General features: G+C 68.0%; 20 protein-coding genes and 1 pseudogene. 13 read left to right on the forward strand and 8 right to left on the reverse strand.

The features are described from left to right. The first annotated feature begins 100 nt into the window (after nt 1–100). Nucleotides 101–580 (forward strand): SsgA family sporulation/cell division regulator, encoded by a 480-nt coding sequence (locus tag SSNG_RS13355; RefSeq protein WP_007264357.1) that lies wholly within the window; start codon nt 101–103, stop codon nt 578–580. Between the two features lie 31 nt (nt 581–611). On the opposite strand, the gene SSNG_RS13360 is transcribed toward SSNG_RS13355, so the two are convergent. After that, nucleotides 612–1,982, reverse strand: coding sequence for an FAD-linked oxidase C-terminal domain-containing protein (locus SSNG_RS13360; protein ID WP_042800955.1), 1,371 nt, complete (start codon nt 1,980–1,982; stop codon nt 612–614). Nucleotides 1,983–2,078: 96 nt separating this feature from the next. On the opposite strand from SSNG_RS13360, the gene SSNG_RS13365 reads away from it, so the two are divergent. Next, nucleotides 2,079–3,623, forward strand: coding sequence for a tetratricopeptide repeat protein (locus tag SSNG_RS13365; RefSeq protein ID WP_007264359.1), 1,545 nt, complete (start codon nt 2,079–2,081; stop codon nt 3,621–3,623). Nucleotides 3,624–3,896: 273 nt separating this feature from the next. Here SSNG_RS13365 and hppD read toward each other — a convergent pair whose 3' ends face one another. Beyond that, a complete protein-coding gene (hppD, locus tag SSNG_RS13370; RefSeq protein WP_007264360.1) occupies nt 3,897–5,042 on the reverse strand; it encodes a 4-hydroxyphenylpyruvate dioxygenase in 1,146 nt (381 codons plus the stop codon). Between the two features lie 129 nt (nt 5,043–5,171). Between hppD and SSNG_RS13375 the strand changes: the two genes are divergently transcribed. The 5 genes and pseudogenes from SSNG_RS13375 to SSNG_RS39550 form a co-directional block, all read left to right on the forward strand. Then, on the forward strand, nt 5,172–5,642 hold the full coding sequence (locus SSNG_RS13375) for an Lrp/AsnC family transcriptional regulator (protein ID WP_007264361.1): 471 nt from the start codon (nt 5,172–5,174) through the stop codon (nt 5,640–5,642). A 79-nt stretch (nt 5,643–5,721) separates the two neighbouring features. Further along, nucleotides 5,722–6,333 (forward strand): helix-turn-helix domain-containing protein, encoded by a 612-nt coding sequence (locus tag SSNG_RS13380; RefSeq protein WP_007264362.1) that lies wholly within the window; start codon nt 5,722–5,724, stop codon nt 6,331–6,333. Nucleotides 6,334–6,424: 91 nt separating this feature from the next. Further along, nucleotides 6,425–6,649 carry a hypothetical protein gene (locus SSNG_RS13385; RefSeq protein WP_007264363.1) on the forward strand — a complete coding sequence of 75 codons (225 nt, stop codon included), beginning with the start codon at nt 6,425–6,427 and terminating at the stop codon, nt 6,647–6,649. Further along, entirely contained in the window at nt 6,646–7,947 is a 1,302-nt protein-coding gene (locus tag SSNG_RS13390; RefSeq protein ID WP_007264364.1) for an MFS transporter, read from the forward strand. Before SSNG_RS13385 ends, SSNG_RS13390 begins: the two co-directional genes overlap by 4 nt. Before the next feature lie 814 nt (nt 7,948–8,761). Then, nucleotides 8,762–9,744: pseudogene (locus tag SSNG_RS39550) on the forward strand (site-specific integrase); the annotation flags it as partial. A gap of 625 nt (nt 9,745–10,369) precedes the next feature. On the opposite strand, the gene SSNG_RS13410 reads toward SSNG_RS39550, so the two are convergent. The 3 genes from SSNG_RS13410 to SSNG_RS13420 all read right to left on the reverse strand — a co-directional run bounded on the left by SSNG_RS13410 (nt 10,370) and on the right by SSNG_RS13420 (nt 11,888). Beyond that, nucleotides 10,370–10,783 (reverse strand): polymorphic toxin type 43 domain-containing protein, encoded by a 414-nt coding sequence (locus SSNG_RS13410; protein ID WP_128636948.1) that lies wholly within the window; start codon nt 10,781–10,783, stop codon nt 10,370–10,372. A 680-nt stretch (nt 10,784–11,463) separates the two neighbouring features. Next, nucleotides 11,464–11,694: a hypothetical protein gene (locus SSNG_RS13415; protein WP_007264369.1), complete on the reverse strand. Its 231-nt coding sequence runs from the start codon at nt 11,692–11,694 to the stop codon at nt 11,464–11,466. Beyond that, nucleotides 11,691–11,888 (reverse strand): hypothetical protein, encoded by a 198-nt coding sequence (locus SSNG_RS13420; RefSeq protein ID WP_007264370.1) that lies wholly within the window; start codon nt 11,886–11,888, stop codon nt 11,691–11,693. Before SSNG_RS13420 ends, SSNG_RS13415 begins: the two co-directional genes overlap by 4 nt. A gap of 155 nt (nt 11,889–12,043) precedes the next feature. Between SSNG_RS13420 and SSNG_RS13425 the strand changes: the two genes are divergently transcribed. Beyond that, nucleotides 12,044–12,766, forward strand: a complete 723-nt coding sequence (locus SSNG_RS13425) for a GntR family transcriptional regulator (protein WP_007264371.1) — start codon at nt 12,044–12,046, stop codon at nt 12,764–12,766. 70 nt (nt 12,767–12,836) lie between these two features. Here the strand turns inward: SSNG_RS13425 and SSNG_RS13430 are convergent, their stop codons facing one another. After that, nucleotides 12,837–13,682: a GntR family transcriptional regulator gene (locus tag SSNG_RS13430; RefSeq protein ID WP_128636949.1), complete on the reverse strand. Its 846-nt coding sequence runs from the start codon at nt 13,680–13,682 to the stop codon at nt 12,837–12,839. Nucleotides 13,683–13,940: 258 nt separating this feature from the next. Here SSNG_RS13430 and SSNG_RS13435 point away from each other — a divergent pair, with 258 nt between their 5' ends. From SSNG_RS13435 to SSNG_RS13455, 5 genes are all read left to right on the forward strand, one after another. Then, nucleotides 13,941–14,267: a hypothetical protein gene (locus SSNG_RS13435; protein WP_241695228.1), complete on the forward strand. Its 327-nt coding sequence runs from the start codon at nt 13,941–13,943 to the stop codon at nt 14,265–14,267. Continuing rightward, a complete protein-coding gene (locus SSNG_RS37910) occupies nt 14,267–15,595 on the forward strand; it encodes an FtsK/SpoIIIE domain-containing protein (protein ID WP_007264374.1) in 1,329 nt (442 codons plus the stop codon). The genes SSNG_RS13435 and SSNG_RS37910 overlap by 1 nt, the downstream gene beginning before the upstream one ends. Nucleotides 15,596–15,731: 136 nt before the next feature. Then, nucleotides 15,732–17,090 carry a replication initiator gene (locus SSNG_RS13445; protein ID WP_007264375.1) on the forward strand — a complete coding sequence of 453 codons (1,359 nt, stop codon included), beginning with the start codon at nt 15,732–15,734 and terminating at the stop codon, nt 17,088–17,090. After that, entirely contained in the window at nt 17,083–17,265 is a 183-nt protein-coding gene (locus SSNG_RS13450) for a helix-turn-helix domain-containing protein (protein ID WP_007264376.1), read from the forward strand. Before SSNG_RS13445 ends, SSNG_RS13450 begins: the two co-directional genes overlap by 8 nt. Further along, nucleotides 17,265–18,530 (forward strand): site-specific integrase, encoded by a 1,266-nt coding sequence (locus tag SSNG_RS13455; protein ID WP_042800960.1) that lies wholly within the window; start codon nt 17,265–17,267, stop codon nt 18,528–18,530. The genes SSNG_RS13450 and SSNG_RS13455 overlap by 1 nt, the downstream gene beginning before the upstream one ends. 197 nt (nt 18,531–18,727) lie before the next feature. Here the strand turns inward: SSNG_RS13455 and SSNG_RS41145 are convergent, their stop codons facing one another. Further along, nucleotides 18,728–19,036 (reverse strand): hypothetical protein, encoded by a 309-nt coding sequence (locus SSNG_RS41145; protein WP_007264378.1) that lies wholly within the window; start codon nt 19,034–19,036, stop codon nt 18,728–18,730. Beyond that, complete coding sequence (locus SSNG_RS13460; protein WP_241695042.1) at nt 19,033–25,698, reverse strand: polymorphic toxin-type HINT domain-containing protein; 6,666 nt, start codon at nt 25,696–25,698, stop codon at nt 19,033–19,035. The genes SSNG_RS41145 and SSNG_RS13460 overlap by 4 nt, the downstream gene beginning before the upstream one ends. Nucleotides 25,699–25,903 lie beyond the last annotated feature (205 nt).

Raw genomic sequence — 25,903 nt, forward strand, 5'->3', positions numbered from 1 at the left:
GCGGAAACCCGCGTCATACCCGGGCACGAGGGTGCTCTCTCCTCGTGCGGGGCGAGATCCGCCCCACGTCCGCAGACGAACGCACCGAAGTGAGGCCGCGATGCACCACCCCGTCATCGAGCGCGAACTCGAACTGAAGCTGGTCCTGTCCCCCGAGCGCAGCATCCCCGTCCCCGCGAAGCTGCTGTACCTCACCGACGACCCCTACGCCGTGCACGTCACCTTCCACACCGGCTCCAGCACCCCGGTCAACTGGACCTTCGCCCGCGAACTGCTCGTCGAGGGGGTGTTCCGGCCGTGCGGCCACGGCGACGTCCGGATCTGGCCCACGAAGATCGACAACCAGTCCGTCCTGTGCATGGCACTGAGCTCCCCCGACGGCGACGCCCTCCTGGAGGCCCCGGCCGGCTCGGTGTCGGCCTGGCTGGAGCGCACCCTGCGCGTGGTCCCGCCGGGGACGGAGGCGGAGCGGCTCGGCCTGGACGACGCACTGGCCGAGCTGCTCACCCCCACCCCCGCCGACGAGCTGTGGCTGCGCGACCCGTGGCCCGCGGACGAGTCCGCGGACGGCGACCTGTGAACGGCACCCGTACGACGCGGCGACGCGGACCTCAGAAGAGCTTGCCGGGGTTCAGCAGCCCGAGCGGGTCGAAGGCCTGCTTCACGGCGCGCTGCATCTCCAGCCCGACCGGGCCGAGTTCGCGGGCCAGCCACTCCCTCTTCAGCACCCCCACCCCGTGCTCCCCGGTGATCGTCCCGCCCAGGGACAGCCCCAGGGCCATGATCTCGTCGAAGGACTCCCGGGCCCGCCGCGTCTCGTCCTCGTCGGCGGGGTCGAAGCAGACCACCGGGTGCGTGTTGCCGTCGCCGGCGTGCGCGCAGACGCCGATGAGGAGGTCGTGCGCCGCGGCGACGGCGGCCGTCCCGTCCAGCATCTCGGCGAGCCGCGACCGCGGTACGCACACGTCGTCGATCATCGTCGCCGGCCGGAGCGCCTCCAGGGCGGTGAGGGACATCCGGCGGGCCTGGAGCAGCAGTTCCGACTCCGCCTCGTCCTCGGCGGGTACGACGGAACCCGCCCCGGCGGCGGCGCACAGCCTGCCGACGGCCTCCAGCCCGGCGGGCGCGTCCGGGGTGTCGAAGGCGGCGAGCAGCAGCGCCTCCGTGCTCTCGGGCAGGCCCATCTTCCCGAGGGCGTTGACGGCGCGGACGGTCGTACGGTCCATCAGTTCCAGCAGCGAGGGCGTCAGGCCCGCCTCCATGACGGCGCAGACGGCCTCGCAGGCGGCGGCGACCGAGGGGAACTCGGCGGCGAGCGCCAGCTGCCGGGGCGGCGCCGGCCGCAGCGCGAGGACGGCCCCGACCACCACCCCGAGGGTGCCCTCGGAGCCGACGAACAGCCGCGTCAGGTCGTACCCGGCGACGCCCTTGGCGGTACGCCGCCCCGTGCGCAGCAGCCGCCCGTCGGCCAGGACCACGTCCAGCCCGAGCACGTACTCGGCGGTGACGCCGTACTTCACGCAGCACAGCCCGCCGGAGGCGGTGCCGATGTTGCCACCGATGGTGCACTGCTCCCAGCTGGAGGGGTCGGGCGGGTAGTACAGGCCCTGTTCGGCGACGGCCCGCGAGAGGACGGCGTTGACCACGCCCGGCTCGACGACGGCGATCCGGTCGACGGTGGAGACCTCCAGGATCCGGTCCATCTTGACGAGGGACAGCACGATGCAGCCGTCGGAGGCGTTGGCGGCCCCGGAGAGGCCCGTGCGGGCGCCCTGCGGGACCACGGGGACCCGTAGGGCGGTGGCGGTGCGCATGACGTGCTGCACCTGTTCCACCGTCCGCGGCAGGACGACGGCGGCGGGGGTGCCGGCGTCGCAGAAGCCGGCGGTGTCGCGGGCGTAGGAGGCGGTCACCTGAGGGTCGGTCAGCAGCGCTCCGGGCGGGAGTCCTTCGCCGAGTCGCACAATGAGATCGTCATCCATGGGGCCACAGTGACAGCCGGGGCCATCGGTGTGAACACGGCGGCGACCGGCTTCGGACACCTCGGCGGGCTCTTCATATTGACGCACAGTGAGCGCATGCACGGTTTCGACGAGCAATCCCAGCAGCCCGCGCCGCCCGTGACCTTCACCGGACGCAAGACGGTCGTGGCGGCCGCGGTCGCGGTGGTCCTGATCGCCGGGGCCCTGCTGATCCGCCCGGCCCGTACCGGTGACGACGCCCGCCCGCCGGGGCCGAGCGAACGGGCCGCGTCGGCGGTGGGCATGGGCGCCCCGGCGGCGGCGGTGGACCTGACGGCGCTGGTGGCGGACCGGGAGAAGTGGGTGGCCTCGCACGCCGACGACGACGCTTCGTGGGCGGTGCTCGGGTCTGCGTACCTGGAACAGGCCCGGCGGACGGCCGATTCCGCCTGGTACCCGAAGGCGGAGAAGGCGCTCAAGCGGTCGCTGGAGGTCCGCCCCGCCGAGAAGGGCAACTTGGACGCGATGACCGGCATGGGCGCGCTGGCCGGCGCCCGGCGGGACTTCGCGACGGCGCGGAAGTGGGGCGAGCTGGTACGGGCGCAGGCGCCGCGGCGCTGGACGGCGTACCCGGTCCTGGTGGACGCGTACACGGGCCTCGGCGACTACAAGGCCGCGCAGCGGGCGATGGACCGGCTGATGGAGCTCCGGCCCGGCCTGGCCGCGCACCTGAGGGCCGCCCAGGTGTACCGGGACCGGGGCTGGCGGGAGGACGCGGTGGTGGCGCTGGAGGCGGCGGGCGGGGAGGCGAAGTCCCCGGCGGAGAAGGCGTACGTGCTGTTCCGGCTCGGGGAGCTGGCGTGGGAGCGCGGCGACCCGGCGGAGGCGCTGCGCCAGTACGAGGCGGCGCTGCGCACCGACCCGTCGCAGGGCGAGGCGCTGGGCGGCCGGGCCAGGGCGCTGGCGGCCCTGGGACGGGGCGGCGAGGCGGTACGGGACTACCGGCTGGCGCTGGGCCGCACCCCGGTGCCGAGGCTGGCGCTGGAGCTGGGCGAGCTGCTGGACTCGCTGGAGCGGCCGGAGGAGGCGCGGGCGCAGTACCGCTCGCTGGCCGCGCTGGCGGCGGCGGGCGCCGCGAACGGGGTCAACGAGGAGGTCGTCCTCGGCCTGTACGAGGCGGACCACGGCGATCCCGCGCAGGCGGTGCGCCGCCTGTCGGCGGAGTGGGCGCGGCACAAGAGCGTGCAGGTGGCCGACGCGCTGGGGTGGGCGCTGCACAAGGGCGGCGAGGACTCGGACGCGCTGGAGTACGCGAAGAAGGCGACCGACCTGGGGCTGCGCAGCGCCGACTTCTCGTACCACCGGGCGGTGATCGAGCGGGGGCTGGGCGACGAGGCGGCGGCGCGGCGGAGCCTGCAGGCGGCGCTGCGCACGAACCCGGTGTTTCTCCCCGGTGCGGGGGGCCGCTGGCGAAGGAGGCCCTGGCGTCGATCGGGCAGCCGCCGGCGGGCGGGCCGGAGAACATGCAGCCGCGCACTTCCGTGGGGTGGCGCCGGAGCTCCCGAAGCCCGAGGGCCTGCGGGGCCGAAGCCGGCGGCAGCCCCGAAGCCGAAGCCGAAGCCTGCGGCGCCCCGACCGAAGCCCTCCGCATCGGGCACATAGCCGACCCCCGCTGCGCGGAGCGGTCCCCTACCCGCCCTTCCACCGTTCCCCGGGCGCTGCCCGGACCCGCGCCTCAAACGCCGGCGGGGCTGATCTCAGCCTCGCCGGCGTTTGAGGCGCGGGGTCCGGGGCGGAGCCCCGGGGAACGGGCGAAGGGCGGGGCGGGGAGCAGCCCGCGCAGCGGTACGCCCGTACCCGCCGCCCGGCCCGCGCGAGCGGAACGGCCCCCGCCGGAGGTGACCGGCGGGGCCGTGAAACCCGGGACGGCGCAACCTACAGGTTGCCCCGCTTCTCCTGCTCCCGCTCGATCGCCTCGAACAGCGCCTTGAAGTTGCCCTTGCCGAAGCCCATCGACCCGTGCCGCTCGATGATCTCGAAGAACACCGTCGGACGGTCCTGCACCGGCTTGGTGAAGATCTGCAGCAGGTAGCCGTCCTCGTCCCGGTCCGCGAGGATCTTCAGCTCGCGCAGCTCGTCGATCGGCACCCGCGTGTCGCCGACCCACTCGCCGAGGGTGTCGTAGTACGCGTCCGGCACGGACAGGAACTCCACGCCCGCCGCGCGCATCGTGCGCACCGTGGAGACGATGTCGTTCGAGGCCAGCGCGATGTGCTGGACGCCGGGGCCGTTGTAGAACTCCAGGTACTCGTCGATCTGCGACTTCTTCTTCGCGATCGCCGGCTCGTTGATCGGGAACTTCACCTTCTTGGTGCCGTCCGCGACGACCTTCGACATCAGCGCCGAGTACTCGGTGGCGATGTCGTCGCCCACGAACTCCTTCATGTTCGTGAAGCCCATGACCTTGTTGTAGAACGAGACCCACTCGTTCATGCGGCCCAGCTCGACGTTGCCGACGCAGTGGTCGATCGCCTGGAAGGTCCGCTTGGCCGGCGGGGCGACCATCGGCTCGACGGCCGTGTAGCCGGGCAGGTAGGGGCCGGTGTAGTCGACGCGCTCGACCAGGGTGTGGCGGGTCTGGCCGTAGGTGGCGATGGCGGCGAGCACGACGGTGCCGTTCTCGTCCTTGACCTCGTACGGCTCGTCCAGGCCGCGCGCGCCCTGCTCGACGGCGTACGCGTAGGCGGCGCGGGCGTCGGGGACCTCGATGGCGAGGTCGATGACGCCGTCGCCGTGCTCGGCGACGTGCTCGGCGAGGAAGCGGCCGTGGTCGGTGGTCGCCTTGATGACCGAGGTCAGGACGAACCGCGCGCCGCCGTTGGTCAGGACGTAGCTGGCGGTCTCGCGGCTGCCGGTCTCCGGTCCGGAGTAGGCCACGAGCTTCATGCCGAAGGCGGTGGAGTAGTAGTGCGCGGCCTGCTTGGCGTTGCCGACGGCGAAGACGACCGCGTCCATTCCCTTCACCGGGAAGGGGTCTGCCTCACGCGCGGTCTGCGGGGTGGTGTCCAGGGTCTCAGTCATGAGCGCAGATTCCCGCTCTTCCACAAGCTGCGCAATAGTTTCCATTTCTGCTGTACAGAATGCCCAGCCGAGCCGGAGGATTACTGAGAGATCTGTGCAGTATGACCAGCCGATCGAGGGAAGGTTTCCATGGGCATCGACGAACTCGACGGCCGCCTCATCGTCCTGCTGGCGCGCGAGCCCCGCATCGGCGTGCTGGAGGCCTCGCGCCGCCTGGGCGTGGCGCGCGGCACGGTGCAGGCGCGGCTTGACCGGCTCCAGTCGAACGGGGTCATCCGCGGGTTCGGCCCGCAGGTGGATCCGACGGCGCTGGGGTATCCGGTGACGGCGTTCGCCACGCTGGAGATCAAGCAGGGGCAGGGGGCGGACGTACGGGCGCACCTGTCGGGCGTCCCGGAGGTGCTGGAGCTGCACACGACGACCGGGCACGGGGACATGCTGTGCCGTCTGGTGGCGCGGTCGAACGCCGACCTCCAGCGGGTGATCGACCGGGTGGTGGGCTTCGAGGGGATCGTGCGGGCGTCGACGGCGATCGTCATGGAGAACCCGGTCCCGTTGCGGATCATCCCGCTGGTGGAGCAGGCGGCCGCGGACGACTGACCCCCGTCGGCCAGAGTTCCAAAGAGAAGGTTGCAAAGAAACGCTTGCATAGAACTCTTTGCAAGCCTACGGTTGAGTCATGCCCGAGATCGAGAACGCCCCGGACGCCGAGCAGAACGAGCCGTCGGTCCACACCCTCGACGCCCGCTCACTGCGCGGTCTGGCCCACCCCCTGCGCATGCGCCTGCTGTCCGCACTGCGCAAGGACGGGCCGGCCACCGCCTCCCAACTGGCGGCCGCCCTCGGCGAGTCCAGCGGGGCCACCAGCTACCACCTGCGCCAGCTCGCGGCGTACGGCTTCATCGTGGAGGCGCCCGAGCACGGCAAGGGCCGCGAGCGCTGGTGGAAGTCCGCCCACGACGGCACCCGCCTCGACGAGTCGCTGCTCCAGGACGACAGCCCCGAGACGCGGGGCGCCGCGGCGGCCTTCCGGCACGAGATCGCCACGATCCACGCGCAGGAGCTCAGCACCTGGCTCGGCAACTCGTATTCCTGGCCGAAGGAGTGGCGGTTCGACGCCTCCGACATGAGCGACTTCACCCTGCGCCTGACGCCCGCGCAGAGCCAAGAGCTGATCTACAAGATGCACGAGCTGGTCAACAGCTACCAGGATGCGCCGCAGTCCGAGGACACGGAGACGGTCCGCGTTCACACGCACGCCTTCCCCCGGCACGGCCGCACCCGGCCGTAGCGACCCCGCCCGTAGCGACCCCGCCCGTAGCCACCCCGCCCGCGCGCGGAGCCATACCCCGAGATCTCACCTCCGCAGAAGGAGTCCCGTCATGCACGCCTTCCCGCACACCGAGATGCACGCCGCCCGCACCGCCGAACTGGCCGCCGAGGCCGCCGCCTGGCGCCTCGCCCGGGAGGCCGCCCCCGCCGGCTCCCCCGCTCTCCCGGCCATGGCCGCCCTGCGCAACCGGCTCGGCGAGGCCCTGGTCTCGGCCGGCACCCGCCTGCTCCAGCCGGCCCCCGCCCACGCCCGCGTCCGGCACCACGCCGCATGAGCCGCCGGCCCTTCACGGCGGTCCTGGCCGCCAACACCATCTCCATCGCCGGTAGTTCCCTCACCCTGATCGGCGTCCCGTGGTTCGTGCTCCAGACCACGGGGAGCGCCGGCCGGGCCGGGGTCGTCGCCTTCTGCGCCACCCTCCCCGTCGTCGTCGCCGCCCTGGTCGGCGGTCCGGTCATCGACCGGATCGGCCGCCGCCGGGTCTCCGCGGCCTCCGACGTGGTCTGCGCCGCGTCGGTCGGGGCGGTCCCCCTCCTCCACCACGCGGGGCTCCTCGACTTCTGGATGCTGTGCGCGCTGATGGCCGTCGGCGGCCTCCTGCACACCCCGGGACTGACCGCCCGCTACGTCCTGCTGCCCAGCCTCGCCGAGCACGCCGGCACCACCGTCGCCCGCGCCGCCGGCCTCTACGACGCGGTCTCGCGCGGGGCCCGGATGATCGGGGCCGCGGTGGCGGGCGTACTGATCGCGGCCTTCGGCGCGGAAACGGTTCTCCTCCTGGACGCGGCCACCTTCGCGGCCTCCGCCCTGCTGATCTCCGCCTTCCTGCGCGGGGTCCCCGCCGCCGAGCCCCAACGCACCGGCGAGAAGCCCTCGTTCGCCGCGTACCGCGCCGACCTGGCCGAGGGCCGACGGTTCCTGACCCGCTCGCGGCTCCTGCTGGGCATCACCCTCATGGTGATGGTGACCAACGGCCTCGACCAGGGCTGGTCCTCCGTACTCCTACCGGTCCACGGCCGCGAGGACCTCGGCGGCGCCACCACCCTCGGCCTGATGGTCTCCCTCTTCGGCGGCTTCGCCCTGCTCGGGGCCCTGCTCTACGGGGCCTGGGGCGAGCGCTACTCCCGCCGGGCCGTCTTCGCGGGCGCCTTCCTGATCTCGGGGGCCACCCGCTACGTGGTCGCCGCCGTCACCGACACCCCGCTGCCCCTCGCGGTGACCATGGCCCTGTCGGGCCTGGCCGTGGGCGTGCTCAACCCGATCCTGACCACCGTGGTCTCCGAGCTGGTGCCGGAGGACATGCGCAGCCGGGTCTCCAGCGTGAGCATGGCGGGCAGCGAGCTGGCGATGCCGATGGGCGGCCTCGCGGCGGGTCTGCTGGTCGACGCCTTCGGCGTGGCCCCGGCCCTGCTGGCGTTCGCCGCCGTCTACCTCCTGGCGACGCTGATCCCGATGGTCTTCCCGTCCTGGCGCGGCCTGGACGGGAAGCCCTCCGCCACCGTCAGCAGGACGGAACGTCCTCGTTCCGGTTCAGCGCCCGCAGCGAGTTCACCGCGTCCGTCAGCGAAGTGACGGGGACCAGCCGGACCCTTCCACAGTAACAAGGCTCCGCCTTATGACCCGGGGGTCTGGTACCCCTCTGGTCACCAGTCGAGCCTTCAGCCGCAGTCGCCCGCCCAACCTGGCGCCCGCCGCCGCAACCGCAAACAAACGGCCCCTCAAGTTGTCAGCCGCAGGGGCCGCAACTTTACACCTGAAAGCTAAAGGAAATCGGAGCTCGCTCCACACCTTGGCACCTGGTCACCCTCACCCGCCCCTTCGACAGCTTCCTGGGCCACATCAGCGTCACCGCCGGCGTTTACGCCCACATCCGACTCCGCCTCCAGCATGACGCCATCGACGCTCTGGGCCATGCTCTCGGCAGCCAGGAAGGGGCCCCAACCCACCAGCCGTGGCCGCCGTCCGCTGACGTCGCCGTCACTGTTGCCGTCAAACGGCTCAGAAGCCCCACCAGAAACAAACTCTGGCGGGGCTTCCGGCGATATGGCTATCTTGCGGATTGGCGCAACGCGGCACAACGTCGCGCCGACATTGCGACATTACGCGGTTCCACCACCCCGGAACCTGCGCACTGTCCGCTGGCTCCGCACCCTGGCGCCCGGTTCAAATCGAGTCGCAGCCACTTGATCGTCGATCCTACGCTTCGCCCTTCCACTCTCCAGCGAAACTACAGCCCCCATATAATCAGCTGGCGTGGGGAAGCCTCATGCCCGCCCGCCTCTATGTATCTTCGCAGAGAGGCTTGACTGGACCATATCCAAATTGCATCTATTTTGAATCGACAGAGAAAGTGACGATAGGGCCGTCCTCAGAATCCAGGATTCGCCGCGAGAACACCCACACCCGCTACGCCGCCTGCGTCCGCCTGCACCTCTTTCCCGGCCTCGGCATCAAGAAGATCGTCCGACTCACCGCCAAGGACGTCCGCACCTTCCTCGACCGACTCCGCACCACCTGCCCAGGGACTGGACTCCGAACAGAAGACATGCTGCGCGATCGGCGAGTGCTGCCAGAAACGGCTGTCCCCCTCAACCGTGACCTACGTGCACTCGGTGCTCAAGTCCGCGCTCGAACACGGTCCGGGAGGACGAGCTGCCCCGCAACGTCGCCCGTAACGTCAAAACCACCACACCCCAGCCCAGGCGCTTCCGGCCCCTCACCGCGGCCGAGGCCCGCCAGTTCCTCGACGCAGCCCGCACTGACCGGCTCCACACGCTGTACGAACTCGCCCTGCGCACCGGCCTCCGCAAAGGCGAACTCCTCGGCCTCCACTGGGAAGACCTCGACCTCAACGCCGGAACGGCGAGCATCCGGCTCTGACTCCAGCGCACCCGAACCGGCGGCCTCACCCACCTGCCCACCAAGACCCGCGCATCCGAACGCCGTATCGCCCTCCCGACCGAATGCCTCCACTCGCTCAAGAAGCACAAGCAGCAGCAGGACAAGGAGCGCGAGACCGCAGGGTCAGCATGGAGCGACAGCGGCCTCGTCTTTACCACGCCGACCGGACGGCCTCTCGATCCAGCCAACCTCACACGCCTCTTCCGCAGCTTCCTCGACCGAACCGGGCTCCGACGCATCCGCTTCCACGACTTCCGGCACTCGACCGCCACCCTGCCCCTGAAACAAGGTGTCGACCTCGTCGTGATCAAGGAACTCCTCGGCCACGCCCACATCAGCGTCACCGCCGGCGCCTACGCCCAGGTAAGGCTCCGCCTCCAGCGCCAAGCCATCGACACCCTTAACAACGCCCTTGACCTGAGCGACGACGCACCCGACTACCCACCCGCCGCAGCGGCCGTCCGCTGACGTTGCCCTCAGCGTTGCCGGCAAACGGCCGGATGCCCTCCCGGAACGTCCGGGAGGGCATCCGCCTTTCACTACTCAGATGCCTTCACTAGGCGCTTGGCGACATGCCGGGTCCGTTGATTTGCCCATTTGGCGGTGGACAATTCTCGAAGGAGGTCCAAATGTTCCTGCGAGATACCTCTATCCAACATCCAGTGGACCGCTCGCTCCGCCCAGTGACCGCTTCGACTTTTGATCGCCATCGTTAGCACATCTTCAACGGGAACCAGATTCTGAATATTTTCTGGCGACAGTCCGAACCGTTCAGCAGCGGCGTCCAATCCTGCTCGGACTGACCTCTCGTCTGCATCCAGGATCGTCACCCAGGACGAGGGCAAGCTCCCCGCCGAGGACTCGACTGCACCTTCGAGCCTTCCTAGCGTCCACACCCCTTTCCGGTCGAACCCCAACCAAATTCCCGTCGTGCTGATCTGCACCAGCGGTAGCCATGCAACGGCTCCGGCATGATCCGGGTAGGAAGAGACGATCCAACAGGTCTCGGGCACAGCCGAGAGCTCGACCATCAGATCACTTACTGTCACCGCGCCTGCCTCATGAGGAGAATCCGCCAGGGATGCCACTTTGCCTACCAATGCATGCTCGGGGTGTGACTCACGGTTATCCCGTGTTGGCCCATGAAGTCCTGGAACGCCTTCCTTGCCGAGTCATTCCAGTTCATTCCATAGTGCCCGGACCATTGATTGGTCTGCAATTCCCCATTCGACCCCCGGCGCAGACGACCACCGACCATCGTCGACTTGTCGGCGCCAACCGCGCTCCCCAAGAAATCGTGGCCGCCAACACCTTGGTCGGCTCCAGTCGCGAAGCGCCCTGTGGTCGGGTCGAAGATGAAGTCCCTCTCGCCCTTGGGGCTGAAGTTCTTCACCGCGCCGACAGATTTCACACGGTCACTCACCTCAAGAACCCCCTTGGCCGGACCACTTCCGTCAATAAGGCAATTTGAGTTGTGAACCAGGACCGGAGTCTCGCCCGCCAGCACATAGTACGTGTGCTTGCTGAGGTGCTGTCAGCTGCGTTCTTGCAGGTCAGCGGAATTCGGCCAGTCCGTGGGTGTGCATGGAAGTGCCGTGCTGTGCGCCCCTGTTGCCGTCGGCGTTGCCGTCAGACGGCTACGCGCGTGAGGGCGGTGGAGTGGGCTTTGGCCGGTGTCCTGTTCGGGTTGGGGTCGGGCATGGTCAGGGGGCCGTACGCTGGCCGGCAACTCGGGCAGGCTTTGAGCCTGCCCGGAATTTGAACGAGTGGCCCCCTGGCCTTGCCCGACGCGGGCCCCGGCCCGAACAGGTGGGTAAAGCCCACGGAGCCGACCGGCCCCATCCGCGAGCTACGCACTGGCCAACGCCCTGCCGCTGCCTCGCCGTCGGTCTGGCCCTCGCCGTGCGGGAACGTCCGGGCTTCCTCGCGCTGCTGGTCATCCGCTGCGCTGTCTTTGCGCGGCCTGGTCGCTGGCCGGCCCGCGGTGGCGGAGCCGAGAGCGGGCCGGGTGGGCGGCCGTACCGCGCGCGACCCGCGCCAGCGGGTCGCCTTGAAGACGTAGAGAAAGTTTGGACGCATCCCGCTTCGGCGGTATGCCCTGGCTGTCGGTTGAGCGTTCGGCTGGGCTGCTGGCCTGGCGCGATGGCCTGTGGGGTGTGGGTCCTGTTCCGGCTGGCGGTGGTGGTTCTACTCGGCTCGGGTGACCTTGGCGTGGTCGGTGAAGACGCGTCTGAAGAGGTCGTGGCCGGTGCGTCCGGTGTGGCGGAGTGCCCAGTCCTGTGCGGCTTCCTGCTCGGCATGGGGTCCGGATTCGGCTCCGCAGTCGGGCGCGGCGCAGAACGCCTCGCAGGTGATGCCGCCTTCAGGGGCGTGGCGGATGGTGTGAGTGACGTGCCGGTATACCGCGCGGGGACTCACTGGTGGCCCTCCGGGTGGCGTCGCATGTAGACGTTGCAGTCGCTGACGGTGGTCATGTCTCCAACCACGCGGGCCCGGTCACGCACGTTGGCCAGCTCGACACAGCCCGCACAGCCTTCAACGGGTACCGGCTCCAGCTCCCAGCGCAAGGGGAGTTCGACCGGCGGGGTCGAGTACCTGGTCGGCTCCGTCATGCACATCGCCACCTCTCGAACGTCACATGGCCGACCTCTTGACAGGTCGGTGCTCTAGTTCAGTATTCGAGTGGCCGAAGCACTCCCGCTACGGTTCGCAGTGCACTAGTGTGCCCTCACTGACATCACGTCAACTCAACTGAGGGGCAAGCCTTATGCCCAGTCCCAAGACGTTCACGAAGATCGCGGATCACTTCCGGGAGCGCATCCTGTCGGGAGAGCTTGAGCCCGGCGCCAAGCTGCCGACGAACCGGGAGATCGCCGGGCAGTGGCAGGCCGCAGCCGCCACCGTCTCCCGCGCCTTGCAGGCCCTCCAGGTCGAGAACTTCATCCGCACCACCCCGCGCGGCACCTATGTCGCCGATGACCCGCGCTGGACGCTGTCGGCGCGAGACCGGCTGGCCCGGGTCCAGCGGGTGAAGTCGTTCCTGGCCGAGGGCGAGACGAGCCGGGTGACGGCTGCCGAGCTGATCATCCCGCCGCTGTACGTGGCGGAGATCTTCGATCTGGAGGCCGGGGATCAGGTGGTTCGGCGCGAGTGGCTGGCCGGACGGGGCAAGACCCGGACCGTGTTCGCCGTGACCTGGTACCCGGCCCCGTTCGCCGCCCTCGTGCCGGACCTGCTGAACACCGCCCCGGGCCGCAACCACGGACTGTCCGCCCGGGTCCTGGAAGCCACCGGGCGCACGATCACCCACGCCCGCGACGACATGCACGCCCGCCCCGCCGACGCCCGAGAGTCAAGCGCACTGGGGCTGCCGGTCGGCTCCCCGATCCTGGCCGGCGCCCACCGCTGGTCGGACGCGGAGGGGATCATCGAGTACGGGGAATGGTGCCTGCCGCCTCGATTCACCATCGGCTATGAGTACCAGCCCTGACCGATCCACGCGAAGCGTCCCCGAAAGCCAGCCTGCGGCCTTCGGGGACGCCGTCGTTCACGTACCCGCCTCAGTTGGTGTCGCGGCCTTCGAGGCGTTCGACGCGCTCCTCCAGCTCCTCGATGCGCTCCAGGGCGCGTTCCAGCTTGTAGGCGAGATCCGCTACTCCGGCCGCCGCCGGGAACTCGTTCGGCGGGGCAGCCAACGCTTCGTCCGGCTCGTCCACCGGCTGCACCGTGACCGGCACCTCTGTGCCGAACTCGCCCCCCACGACGACGTACGCCATCGACCCGTTGCGCTGGTGGGCCTTCTTCATCCTGCCCTCCAGGGTGAGGAAGGTCAGGGCCTGGTCTGCGGATTCCGGGTCGCCGCCGATCGTGTCGACCACCTCGTCCACGGTGACCGTGGCGCCCCTAGCCAGTGATCCGTCTCTGATCTTGCGGACCAGGCGGCCGTGGGTGAGCTGGGTGGCGAAGCCGTGGTCGTCCCAGTCGCGTACGTAGACCTCGTCGCCGGGCAGCTCACCGGGGTATCGCAGGAGGAAGTTGCCAGCCAGCAGGGCGATGGCATTGGTGACCACGTTGAGCGGCACCGCATAGTGCTCCGCCAGGACCTCGCGGGCCGGGAGCCGGGAGCCGGGAGCCAGAGTGCCGGAGTAGATCTGCTGTGTGAGATCGCCGGCGACCTTCTCGAAGGCGTCCTCGAAGTCGGCCGAGCGCGTGACGAACGTGCCGCGCCCCTGGCGGGCGATGACCCAGCCCTCGTTCCTGAGCAGCCGGATCGCCTTCTGCACGGTCAGGCTCGATGCCTTGTAGGTCTGCATGAGCTGGCTCTGCGTCGGCAGGAGTTGGCCGGGCCGTAGCTCGCCGTCCCGGATCTGCTGCCGCAGGTCGTCCGCGATGCGTTCGAACGTCAAGCGCGCCTCGTCAGCAGCAGCCATGTCCATCCCTGGTCCCAGTCCGATTCCACCAGCCGCAGGCCGCCCGCTGCCTGTCGTGTTCACCAGCTCAGCGGCCTCACGGGGTCAGGGTAGCCGCCCGATGGATGGACCACCGTAAGAACGGATGGAATTCAATAGGGATGGACTTAGGATGGAATGAATGTATGGTTGCGGCACGCGATCACTCACACGGGTGACTCGCACCCCTCTACCTGGAGGTTTGCCGTGAAGACCATGCCCATCGACCAGTCCCAGGCCCTGGTGATCCTGGCCTCCGAGTCCCGCCCGCACTTCAAGGACCGCGAAGGCCAGCAGCCCGCGATCGACCGGGCCACCGGCGCCCACCTGCACCTGGTGGACGTGATGTTCGCCTTCAACGGTCGAGCCGAAGTGATCACCGTGAAAATCCCGGAGCCCGGTCTCGGCAAGGGCCTCAAGGTCGGCCTGCCGGTCGTCTTCACCGGGCTTGTCGCGTCGGCCTGGGAGAACGAGATCAACGGCAAAGACCGGCACGGCATCTCCCTGCGCGCCGACGCCGTCACCGCCAAGGCGGGCGCCTGATGACCGGAAATCCCCTTGGGCTCGCGTTCCTGGCCGTGGTCGGCCTCGGCGCTCTCGGACTGCTGGGCCGGGCCGGGTTCTGCTTCGCCCGCTGGTACCGGGCCGATGCCGAGATCCGGATCAGCCTGCGGCAGGCGCGGCGGATGCGGTGGGGCTGGAAGCGGCTCGCCCCGATGCTCGGCCTGGCGGTCAAGGACGCCACCCCGACCGTGCTCCAGCAGTACGCCCCGCAGGAACAACCACCGAAGCCGCGCGTGCTGGTCCCGCGCCTGCGCACCCGCGCCGATGCCTTCGGCGTCACCGTCACCGCCGATGCCCTGCCGCAGGTCGGGCTCAGCGCCTGGCAGGACGCCAATGAGGGCCTGTGCGATGCCTGGGGGATGCGTCGCATCCGGATCAGTCAGCCCAAGCCCGGAGTGATCGTCGCGCGGGGGTTTCGGCGTGAGCCGCTAGAGGCGGTGATCCGCTCACCACTGCTCGGCCCGGACGGCTCCCCGGTCTGCCGGCCGGGGCAGTTCGTCTCCACCGATGATGTGCTGCTCGGCTGGGATGAGGACGGCACCCCCATCGTGCTCAACCTCGCCTATTCCGCCCACGCCCTCGTCGCCGGCCTCACCCGCTCCGGCAAATCGATCACCGTCAACACCCTCCTCGCCTACGCCTCGCTCATGCGGGACGTGCGGCTGATCGTGATCGATCCCAACCTCGGTGCGGTCGCGCCCTGGTGGCGTACCGCCTACAAGGTCTCCGACGCCAGTCACCCAGACGAGCCGACCGAGATCCTGCGCTGGGTGCGCGAGGAGATGCAGCGCCGCGAGCGGCTGTTCTGGTCCGGCCGTACAGACCGCATCACCGACTTCAGCCCCGAACTGCCGCTGCTGCTCGTGGTGATCGACGAGGTCGCGAACTACACCCGCCACCCCGACCGCAAGGCCCGCGAACGCTTCGAGGCCGAGTTGCTGGCCATCGCCAGCCAGGGCGCCAAGTTCGGTATCCGGCTGTGGCTGCTCACCCAGAAACCCTCCGCCGACGTGCTCACCACCGCCGTACGCACCAACCTGTCCGCCCGGATCTGCCACCGCGTCGACACCATCGAGGACTTCCTGCACCTCTTCCCCGACGGCCGGGACCTGGACATCACCGCCGCCGACCGCACCATGCCCCAGGGCGTGTCCATCGCCTCCGTCGGCGACATGCGCACCCCCGTCCGGCTGCGCTCGGTCTACCTGCCCACCGAAGCCTGCTGGCAGATCAACGACCTCATGTGCGCCGAAGGGTTCAAGGTCCGCGAGCTGCCCGACCGCGTTGACCTGGGCAAGGCGGCGTGACCGCCTCCTCCTGGTCCCGTTTCGCAGTGATCCCCGGCAAGGGCGTGTAGTCGCCAAACCCTCGCCCTTGCCGGGGCCTCCCTCCCATCCATCCACGGCACACGTGTGTGCCGCAGTGCAGAGAGGTCCCGCCAGCATGCCACCGCACGACCCGACCACCACAATCCCCCGCCCCGAACTCGCCACGGCCGCGCTGCCCACGTTCACCGGGTACCGGGACCTGCTCGGCCTGGTACGGCAGCTGTCCTCCCTGGGTGGCTGCGCCCAGCCGGTCCGTCTCGAAGGCCAGCGCATCGATGTCGACTCCTTCACCGGCGAGATCCTGCGCGAACTGAAGTCCAAGGAACTTCCCGCCGGGCACCTGCTGGTCCGCTGCGGCAACCGCCGCAGCACCCGCTGCCCCTCCTGCGCCGAGCTCTACCGTCAGGACACCTACCACCTCATCGCCGCCGGCGTGCGCGGCGGCAAGAACATCCCCGAACAGGTCGCCACCCATCCCCGTGTCTTCGCCACCCTCACCGCACCGTCATACGGACCCGTGCACGGGCGACGCGTGGGCGGCTCCGCCCGCTGCCGTTGCGGACGCACCCACACCAAGGGCGACCCGCTCCTCGGCACCGCGCTCGACCCGGAGCGCTACGACTACACCGGCGCCGTGCTGTGGAACGCCCATGCCCCGGCCCTGTGGGCCCGCTTCATGCTCCACCTGCGTCGCACCATCGCCGCCGCAGCTGGACTCCCGCAGCGGCTGCTCTCCAAGGTCGTCCGGGTCTCGTACGCCAAAGTCGCCGAGTACCAGCAGCGCGGACTGATCCACTTCCACGCTGTCATCCGCCTCGACGGCCCCGCAGGCCCCTACATCCCGCCGCCCGCCTGGGCCACACCCGACCTGCTGGCCGATGCCATTCGGATCTCGGCCACCCGCGCCCGCATCGACGGGCCGGAGGCCAACGGCCGGGCCCGCGCCTTCGTCTTCGTCTTCGTCTTCGGCGAGCAGATCGACACCAGGATCATCCGGTCCACGGCCTTCCAGGGCGGGACCACGATCACCGAGGGCAAGGTCGCCGGATACGTCGCCAAGTACGCCACCAAGGGCACCGACGCCGCGACTGGCACCCTCGACCACCGGCTGAAGAAGATCACCGACCTCTGGTTTGAGTCCGTGCCCGAGCACGCCGCCCGCATGATCCGCACCGCCTGGGCCCTCGGCGCCCGCGACGACCTCAAGCACCTGAACCTGCGCAAGTGGGCCCACATGCTCGGCTTTCGCGGCCACTGCTCCACCAAGACCCGCGCCTACTCCACCACCCTCGGCGCACTCCGGGCAGCCCGAGCCGCCTGGCACCGCCGCCACACCCCTCCGCCCTTCCCGACCACCCTCGTCCTCGCCCACTGGGCCTACGACGGCACCGGCCTCACCCCCGACCTCGAACGCCTCGCAGCACTCATCAACGGCGGCCCGACACGCGAACAGGCGGTGACAGCCGGTGCGTGACGACGAACTCCTCACCGTCCCCGAGGCCATGGCCCGCCTCAAGATCGGCCGCTCTGCCCTCTACAACCTCCTGCGCACCCGCCGCCTGGCCTCGCTGACCATCGGCCGCGCCCGCCGCATCCCCGCCCACGCCCTCGCTGACTACGTCCAGCGCCACCTGGAAGAGGCCGCCTGATGACCGCCCCCAAGCGCAAGAAGGCCCGCGCCAACGGCGAAGGCACCATCTACCAGCGCAAGGACGGCCGCTGGGAAGCCGCCGGCTACGTCCTCGCCGCCAACGGCACCTGCAAACGCGTCCGCGTTTACGGCATCACCCGCAAGAACGCGGCCGACAAGCTCGCCGAGAAGATCGCCGACAGCAACCGCGGACTGCCCGTCGCCACCGCAGACAGCACCGTCGGCGACTACCTCACCTACTGGCTCGGCAGCGTCGCCGTCCACAGGCTTCGGGAGAACACTCACACCCGCTACGCCGCCTGCGTCCGCCTCCACCTCATCCCCGGCCTCGGCACCAAGAAGGTCGCCCGCCTCACGGCCAAGGACGTGCGCACCTTCCTCGACCGGCTCCGCACCACCTGCCAGTGCTGCACCCAGGGCCTGGACACCGAACGGAAGAGGTGCTGCGCCATCGGCGAGTGCTGCCAGAAGCAGCTGTCCGCTCTGACCGTGACCTACGTGCACTCTGTGCTCAAGTCGGCACTGGAACACGCCGTCCGCGAAGACGAACTGCCCCGCAACGTCGCCCGCAACGTCAAGACCACCACGCACCAGCCCAGGCGCTTCCGTCCGCTCACCGCAGCCGAGGCCCGCCAGTTCCTCGACGCCGCCCGCGCCGACCGGCTGCACGCGCTGTATGAACTCGCCCTGCGCACCGGACTCCGCAAAGGTGAGCTCCTTGGCCTTCACTGGGAAGACCTCGACCTCACCACTGGAACGGCCAGCATCCACCGCTCACTCCAGCGCACCCGAACAGGCGGCCTCACCCACCTGCCCACCAAGACCCGCGCCTCCGAACGCCGCATCGCCCTCCCTACCGAATGCCTCCACTCCCTCAAGGAGCACAAGGGGCGGCAGGACAAGGAGCGAGAGACCGCTGAGTCAGCCTGGCAGGACAGCGGCCTCGTCTTCACCACCCCGACCGGCGGGCCTCTCGACCCTGCCAACCTCACCCGCCGCTTCCGCAGCTTCCTGGACCGGGCTGGACTCCGCCGCATCCGCTTCCACGACCTCCGCCACTCGACCGCCACCCTGCTCCTGGAGCAGGGGGTCGACCTCGTCGTGATCAAGGAGCTCCTGGGCCACGCCCACATCGGCGTCACCGCCGGCGTCTACGCCCACGTCCGACTCCGCCTCCAGCGCGACGCCATCGACACTCTGGGCCATGCTATCGGCAGCCAGGAAGACGACCCCGACCCACCAGTCGCGGCCGTCGTCCGCTGACGTTGCCGTCACCGTTGCCGTCAAACGACTCAGAAGCCCCACCAGAAACAAACTCTGGTGGGGCTTCCGGCGAGATAACTATCTTGCGGATTGATGCAACGTGGCACAATGCCACGCTGACATTGCGACATTATGCGCTTCCACCACGCCGGAACCTGCGCACTGTCCGCTCGCTCCACACCCTGGTGCCTAGTTCTCTATTCCACCGGGGTCGTCACCAACTCCTGAAAATTTCCTTTCGCCAGGGCTTCTACGACCCTGAAGATCTCGGCCCTTGTTACCGATCGGACGACCAGCAAGTTAGGAACGGCAAAATACGCGCGATCCGAATCCAGCTCATCATCGAGTTCTTGAACCAGGCGAGCCCGGTCGTAGACCGTAAGTTCGAATGATCGATTCCCTGCACTCACGACCACTCCCACCAGATAGCCTTTGGCCTCGGTCTCGGCCTCATAGCCATCGAGATAGTCAGGAAATCTGACGTGGTACGACGTTGCCAAGTTCATCCGCCTCCACCGCACATGCATCGAATTTTCGATAGCTCCTCGGTGTACCTCGCCGGGGTTAGATTTGCCCCTGGCGAAGGTACGATTTCATAATGCCTCAGATCCTTGCCTCGTTGAATGACTCGAAGCGTGCTGGGCATAGATGCCGGATCAATTCCATGTGACTCGAAACCACGGCTCGTGATACTTCCAGGATTATCGAACAAGGAAACGCCGTGCGTTTCCTTAACGAATCCTGTTGCGGGGTCCACCTTGTAGTCGTTCGGTCTCGGCACAAAGCTCGGCCCTCCACCCTTGGCGCCGCGGTAATACTCCGCTGGCCCGCAGTTGGAATTGTGCACGAGTACCGGCGTCTCGCCCGCCAGCACATAGTACGTGTGAAGGTCTTCGATCGTCAGGTTGTAGGTCTTGGCGTGCCCCGTGTACGACTCATTTCCAGCAACGATCGCCGTACCACCAACGTCAGTGGCTAGGGACATGCCCGGCTTCAGATCAGCAGCGTTGATCCAGGCGTTCTCCGAAGGAGACCAAAATGGGTGCTCTTGGGTGGCAGTCAGCTCTTCAACCCCTGCACCCGTCACGAGGGACAGCTTATTGAAGTGCTTGTCATCCTCGGTGGCTATAAGGCGCGATACCTTACGCCCACCCACCTCACCCGACCGCGGATCGGTAGCAAGGACTTCGTCGCCGGCCTCAACTTCTTCAATAGCCTTTGAAGCCCCATCAGCCATCACCACACGCGTTCCCGCGAGAAAACACTGACAGCCACCACCCTTAGCAGGCCTATCCTTACCCCCGTCCCGAATCCTTATCCCACCGGCAGACCCGCCCGGGATGTCATACGGAGCAAGCTCCCCGTTCTCAAGCTTCGCCAGCAGGTTGAGAACGAGGTAGTAGCGAAGGTCTGGACAGTCGGTTTCCTGGCAGGCATTTAGCAATGCGGTAGTCTGCGCAGTCCAAATCGTGCCACGCTCATTATTGACAAGGAACTTGAATTCGTTATCGAGCTGCTTCCGATACTCCTTGAGGAACTTCGGCGATGCATTCTTGGGCAAGCGAAGCGGCTTGTTTGACCTGTCGAGCCATGCAACGTCATTGACGGTAGGCTTGAAGGTTGCGTACGTCTCCGGCCTGCTGTTGTACCCGCCGTACATCCCGTGAGGCCTATGCGGGTCGGTTCCTGCCAGATTGTCGTCACGCGGGTTGTAGTGACCACCACAATTGCCGTTCAGGCAGTCCGTCTCGATCTCGCCCGTAGGGTCACTGAGAGAGAACGGGTTGTTGCTCGAATAGATGTACCCATGGAGCTGCTGCGAGCTGCTCAGATCCATGATCGGGTCGACTGATATGAAACGGCCGATCAATGGGTCGTACTCACGCGCGCCCAGGTGGGTGAAACCGCTGTCGGTGTCCTTGGTGCCGCCGACGAACCCTTTCTCGCCCGCCCAATCAGTGGGCTGAGTGCCGCGCTCCTCTCCGAAGACACCCGTCTTGCGGCGGGTCACGGACTGCGCGGCATCGACGCTGATCTGAGTAGTGCCGGTGCCGTGGTGGTCGGCCAGGGTGAAGCTGAGCTTGCCGGCCGTGCGCATTGCAACCGTGCCGTAGTAGCGGGTACCGGTGACCTTGCCGGACTTGTCGAGCTTGAGCTCGTTGCCACCTGGGAGGTAGAGGGTGGTGCCGGTCGAGTCCTTGCGGAGCATGCGCTGGCCGGCGGTGTCGTAGGCGAAGGAGTTGCTGGACGTTCCCTGGTTGAGGGACTTGAGGTGCCCCTCGGCGTCCCACTCCAGGTACTGGGTCTCCTCCGTTCCGATCTTGCGGGTCTTGGTGTTGCCCGACGGGTCGTAGGTGAAGGTTTCGTCTCGCGCCTCCGTGCCCGTCTGCGTGATCTTGGGCAGGTCGTGCTTGCCGGCCGTCGGTGCCGCATAGGTCCGAACCGTGTCGGGTATCGGCCCCGAGGCCGTCTTGTGCTTGGTTTCGGTCTTGCGGTTCCCGACCGAGTCGTACGTGTAGGTGGTCCAGTACGCGTCCGGGCCGCCGACGACCGTTTCAGATGGCGTCGGCGCGCAGGACTCGCCCTTGTTCGTCCAGGCGTCGACGATGCGTCGCAGTGCGTCGAGGTTCACGCACTGGGTGTCAGTGGTGCGGTCCGCGTCCTGCCCGCTGGCCGTGGCGATAGTCGTCAGGTTGCCTGAGGGATCGAGGGTGTAGCGGGTGTCATCGATGCGCTGTGGTGCGACCTCTCGATCGGTGTAGGCGCGGGTGACGTTGCCGGTGTGGTCGTCGTACTCGGTCGAGGTAAAGACCCGCTGGCCGGACGCTCCCAGCTCCTGGCGCGTGGCGCGACCGTAGTGGTCGTACGTCATGGCCGAGACGAGCCTGCTGCTGCCGACGCCTGAGGTGTTGAGCAGACCGGAGACCGACTTGTAGGTGCTACCGATCGTTTCGGCAGGCAGGTCCCCCATCGCGGGCTGCTTCGTTGTGAGCAGTTGCCCAGTGATGTTGTAGGTGTTCGTCCATTTGTACGTACCCGCCAGAGCACCCGTGTCCGGGGTCGCCGGGATGGTCACCTGCGTCTGCAGCGGCTGGTACAAGTGGTCGTAGAGGAGGACCTCCGACTCGTAGGGCTGGCCGTCGATGTAACGGGTCGACTTGGCCGGCTTGCCCTTCGCCACCGTGTCGTAGACGTTCGACGTCAGGATCGTTCCGCCCTGCTTGACTGCCGTGGGGCGGCCCAACTCGTCGTAGTCGGTGTGCAGCGTGTTCCCACGGGCGTCGGTCACGTCCGTGACCTTGCCTGCGCTGTCGTACGTGGTCTTGGTCGTTCCCTTGTCCGGGTCGCTCGCCTCGATCTGGGACCCGCGTACGTCGTAGGTGTAGGTCCACTGCGCGCCGCTCGGGTCGGTGACCCGGGCCAGGCGTCCGAGCCTGTTGTACTCGTACCGGATGGACTGCGAGGTCATGCGTCCGGCATCGGTGTACTGCTTGAGCTCGACGGTACGCCCGAGAGCGTCCACGACAGTGGTCTTCGAGGTTCCACCCTGGGGCGGGATGACGGTGGTGGAGTCACCGGTGTAGCTGGTGGTGGCCCGCTTGGTTTCCACACCGAACCGCTTGGAAATCACCGCGGTGGGCCGACCTGCGCCGTCGTAAAGCGTGTCGGCGGAGGCGGGATAGGCACTCTCCGGGCCGGACACCAGCTGAGCATCCGGAGCGCCGTCTGCGTAGTACGTACCAGAGGAGCGCCAGGGCTGCCCCTTCGTGTCGTAGAACGTCTCGGAGATCAGGCGTCCGGTCAGGTCGGGTGACTCCGTCTGCGTCTGGCGCGGGCGCAGCAGACCATCCTGGATGGCGTGGTTGACGGAGTACTTGTAGTCGTGGGTCAGCGACTTGGACGTGACGACGTTGGGGCCGTCGTTGCGGATCGTGTACTCGAAGACGCGGCTCGGCTTGTCCGGGTTGGTGGCGGCGGGCCAGTTCGGCAGCCAGACCTTTGACGTGCGCCCGAGTGCGTCGTAGCTCGTCGTCGTCACCTTGCCGTTGGGGTCGGTGACCTTGGTCGTCAGACCTCGCAGCGGGTCGAGCTCCGAGGAAGCGGCGTGCCCCTTGGGGTTCGTCACGACCATGGTGGTCGCGACCTCGCCGGCTGAAGGAGTCAGTCCGATGGTGGTGAGCTTGCCGTACTGATCTGCAATGGCGAGCTGACGGCCGTAGACGTCGTAGCAGAGTTGGTCCTTGGCAGCGCCACAGCTGCTGGGGACCGAGGACAGGACCTCGTAGCCGTCGCCCTTCGCGTTGATCGTCTCGGTCTTCGTCAGTAGGCCCGAGCCCGGGACCGTGCCGAGTGCGCCGTTGTCGAAATAGGTCCGGTTGTCCGACACGACGTCCGTCGGCCGGTTGACCGTCGAGCCGCAGGGCACCGCGACCGTCTCGACCCGGCTGACCTTGTCCAGGATCCAGCTGGTCGTATTGCGGGCGTAGCTGTTCGTCGTGCACGTCTCGTCGCCGGTCGTGGTGGTGTCACCGCTCTGGGATTCCCAGTCGACCATGCCGTAGCCGTCGTAGTGGCGGGTGAGTTCCGTCGTGCGGATCCCACCAGTCACGGTCGTGCGGGTAGCCGTCTTCTCCACTCCGGTCTTGTACGAGACCAGATCGGGAAGGCCCGGCCTGACCCGCTTGGCCACGACGTCCGAGCGCCAGGGAGTGCTGGAGGTCGCGCCGACGAGCTTCTCGGTGTCGTCCCCGTCGTAGGTGGCAGATTCCCGAGGTCGCCCGGCGAATTCCGGACGGTCGATGGCGACTGCCCCTGTGCCGTCCTTGACCTCCTTGCCGTCGAGACCTCGGAAGTAGCGCATCTCCGTAAGGGACCTCGACTCGTCGGCAGCTCCGACGCGGACCTGGACACGCTCGTAACCACGGGCCACGGAGTTGACACGGTCCTCGGACTTGGTGAACTCGTCCGTGCTCTTGTCCCAGGCCGCTCCGCCCAGGTAGCTGTACGAGGTGACCTTGTCGGGTGAGCCGGCGATGTTGTCACCCTCGACGACCTTGTCGACGACATACGTGTTGAACCAGTCCAGCTTGGCCGTCTCACCCTCGAAGGCCCACTTCACTGGGTAGCACCGCTTGGTGTTGCTGGCGTCCGCAGCAGGCAGCTCATCGACGGTGCAGTCCGGCTGGGAGTAGGTGACGGCGGTCGTGCCCCCGGACTCGGTTGTCACCTGGTACATCCGCAGGCGGATGAAGGGGGCGAGACCATCACCCGTCTTGTCGACACGGTTGGGCTTCTGCTCGCCCGCGAACGTGATGGGGGGAAGGACGATGTCGGGAGCGTCGCCAGCCTTCGCCGTGCGGGTGATGGACTTAAGCCACAGCGGGGTGGAAATGCCGTCGCCCGACGGCGGGAAGTCCTGCTGCAGGGCCCAGGAGTCGACGTCCTTGTAGGTGCCGCCGGTCAGGATCCTGGTGTTGATGCCCGCCAGTCGCATGCGGGACCAGAAGGTCGGCGAGAACTGGTTCTTACACTCGGTGGATCCGTCCTTGCAGAACTGGTCGTAGGGAGAGTCGGGCCAGTTCTTGGCGTTGCCCTCGTCGAAGGTGCCGCAGTTGGTGAGACAGCGTTCCGCGGCGTTGAAGGAGACCTGGCCCATAGCCTTGGCGCTGTAGACCGACTCGGCTCGAAGGCCGTAGTCGATGCGGTCAAGCCACCCCGATCGGATGTAGGGAGTGACGGTTCCCTTGCCTGTGGTCTGGGAGACGTTCCGCCCGTAGTTGTTGGTCTCTGTCTTCCAGTAATAGGCCATGGCGCTGCCGCCGGGCGCTACCACGTAGTCGAGCTGCCACCTCCACGCCTGCTGGCACCAGGCACTCGCGAAGGAGGCGTTGTAGCAGGGTTCGCCGGCCTGGTTGCCGTAGACGGGTACGGTCCACGTCGAGTTCGTTGTCGGCGTGGAGGCGTCCCTCCACCCCGGAAGACGGTTCAGGCCGAAGAAGTACTGGATTCCATCGGTCGTGGTGATCTTCCAGTGCTCACCGTCGTTGTCGCCATTCGTCGTACCGGTGAGTTTCTCCACCTTTTCTCCGGAGTCGGAGGCCGGGTGCCAGCCCTTGCCCTGCTCGAAGACCAGCTCGGTGGACTTGCCGTTGAGGGACAGCGTGGCGTTGTCGTTGAACCAGCACTGGTCACCGACCTTGGCGCTGTTCGTACCGCCGGTCTTGTCGTCGTTGCACGGTTTGTACTTGCGCTCGATGAAGCCCGGCTCCCAGGACCAGCCGTCGCCGATCCAGGACGCCTGGCTGTTGGACGCGGCAGTGCGGCCGTCAATTGACTGCGAGTTGTAGTCGAGGGAGATCTTCGGTGCGAGGCCTCCCGGGACCGGGGGTATCGCAACGTTGTACGACCAGGTGAACGCGCCGGTGGATCCGCCTGCGTTCCAGGAGCCTGACGGCTGCAGCGGGGTTGCCTTGTAGTCGCCACTCGCCCCGGACGCACCGGCCGTCGCAGCCAGGACCGTCGAGGCGGAAGCGGCAGCAGCTGTGGGCGTCGCCCACAATCCGGTCGCCTTGACCTCCAGTACAGGCGCACCGGGCGTCGTGACCTCAGCCGTGAGCTTGCCCGATGGGATGTCGTTCCGTGTCTCGAGCGACTTCTGCGTACGGCACTCCGGACGGTCCGGGGTCGTCAACGAGCAGGAGGGAAGTTCAACCAGATGCAACCGGGCGGCGTAGTCGCCGCCATACGCCGCGCGGAAACTGTTGTAGTCGACTTCAATCTTGGCGGAAGCCGGTTGCCGGGCACCGTCCGCGCGACCCACCGACAGCAGCACGCCGTCGACGCCAGCCTTGCGTGCCACATCCCGGGCAGCAACGGTCACCTTCATCTTGGCGGCGCTCCCGGCCGCCTTGCCCGGCGCCCCGTACACCGCCACAGGGAACTTGCCTGCCTGCGGCGAGCCTGAGCCGATGGCGGGAGCGTGTGCCCCGCCAAGTCCTAAGGACTTGGACGCCGTTCCTGCGGCGAGGTCCATCTCGACCGAGCCGGCCGCAGGCCAAGTGACCTTCGGAGCCCGCCAAGGGTGTTCCGCCGCGGCATCGGGCCTCTCCGTTCCACCGGCACGTACCGGCTTGACCGGTACGGCCTTCGGCTGCTTGAGCTGCGGCAACGACAGCTTGTCTTTGCTTTCTGCGACGGCAACGGGTCCTGACAGTGTTCCCGAAAGGACCGCTGCGGCTACCGCCACAGACAGCCCTCTCACTCCAAACCTTCTCACACCCCACCCCACTCATCCAGAGAATTCATCGGCGCAATATAACAGCCCCAATTCCGCAGTCCGACACGCCGATAACTGGCTTGAACTCGAACATTGA

The organism is Streptomyces sp. C (assembly GCF_000158895.1).
GTDB classification, from domain to species: domain Bacteria; phylum Actinomycetota; class Actinomycetes; order Streptomycetales; family Streptomycetaceae; genus Streptomyces; species Streptomyces racemochromogenes.

What these genes read in the sequence shown, in the direction of transcription:
- SSNG_RS13355 (WP_007264357.1), top strand. Translation starts at nt 101, where the DNA reads ATGCACCACCCCGTCATCGAGCGCGAACTCGAACTGAAGCTGGTCCTG.
- SSNG_RS13360 (WP_042800955.1), bottom strand. Translation starts at nt 1,982, where the DNA reads ATGGATGACGATCTCATTGTGCGACTCGGCGAAGGACTCCCGCCCGGA.
- SSNG_RS13365 (WP_007264359.1), top strand. Translation starts at nt 2,079, where the DNA reads ATGCACGGTTTCGACGAGCAATCCCAGCAGCCCGCGCCGCCCGTGACC.
- hppD (WP_007264360.1), bottom strand. Translation starts at nt 5,042, where the DNA reads ATGACTGAGACCCTGGACACCACCCCGCAGACCGCGCGTGAGGCAGAC.
- SSNG_RS13375 (WP_007264361.1), top strand. Translation starts at nt 5,172, where the DNA reads ATGGGCATCGACGAACTCGACGGCCGCCTCATCGTCCTGCTGGCGCGC.
- SSNG_RS13380 (WP_007264362.1), top strand. Translation starts at nt 5,722, where the DNA reads ATGCCCGAGATCGAGAACGCCCCGGACGCCGAGCAGAACGAGCCGTCG.
- SSNG_RS13385 (WP_007264363.1), top strand. Translation starts at nt 6,425, where the DNA reads ATGCACGCCTTCCCGCACACCGAGATGCACGCCGCCCGCACCGCCGAA.
- SSNG_RS13390 (WP_007264364.1), top strand. Translation starts at nt 6,646, where the DNA reads ATGAGCCGCCGGCCCTTCACGGCGGTCCTGGCCGCCAACACCATCTCC.
- SSNG_RS13420 (WP_007264370.1), bottom strand. Translation starts at nt 11,888, where the DNA reads ATGACGGAGCCGACCAGGTACTCGACCCCGCCGGTCGAACTCCCCTTG.
- SSNG_RS13425 (WP_007264371.1), top strand. Translation starts at nt 12,044, where the DNA reads ATGCCCAGTCCCAAGACGTTCACGAAGATCGCGGATCACTTCCGGGAG.
- SSNG_RS13435 (WP_241695228.1), top strand. Translation starts at nt 13,941, where the DNA reads ATGCCCATCGACCAGTCCCAGGCCCTGGTGATCCTGGCCTCCGAGTCC.
- SSNG_RS37910 (WP_007264374.1), top strand. Translation starts at nt 14,267, where the DNA reads ATGACCGGAAATCCCCTTGGGCTCGCGTTCCTGGCCGTGGTCGGCCTC.
- SSNG_RS13445 (WP_007264375.1), top strand. Translation starts at nt 15,732, where the DNA reads ATGCCACCGCACGACCCGACCACCACAATCCCCCGCCCCGAACTCGCC.
- SSNG_RS13455 (WP_042800960.1), top strand. Translation starts at nt 17,265, where the DNA reads ATGACCGCCCCCAAGCGCAAGAAGGCCCGCGCCAACGGCGAAGGCACC.
- SSNG_RS41145 (WP_007264378.1), bottom strand. Translation starts at nt 19,036, where the DNA reads ATGAACTTGGCAACGTCGTACCACGTCAGATTTCCTGACTATCTCGAT.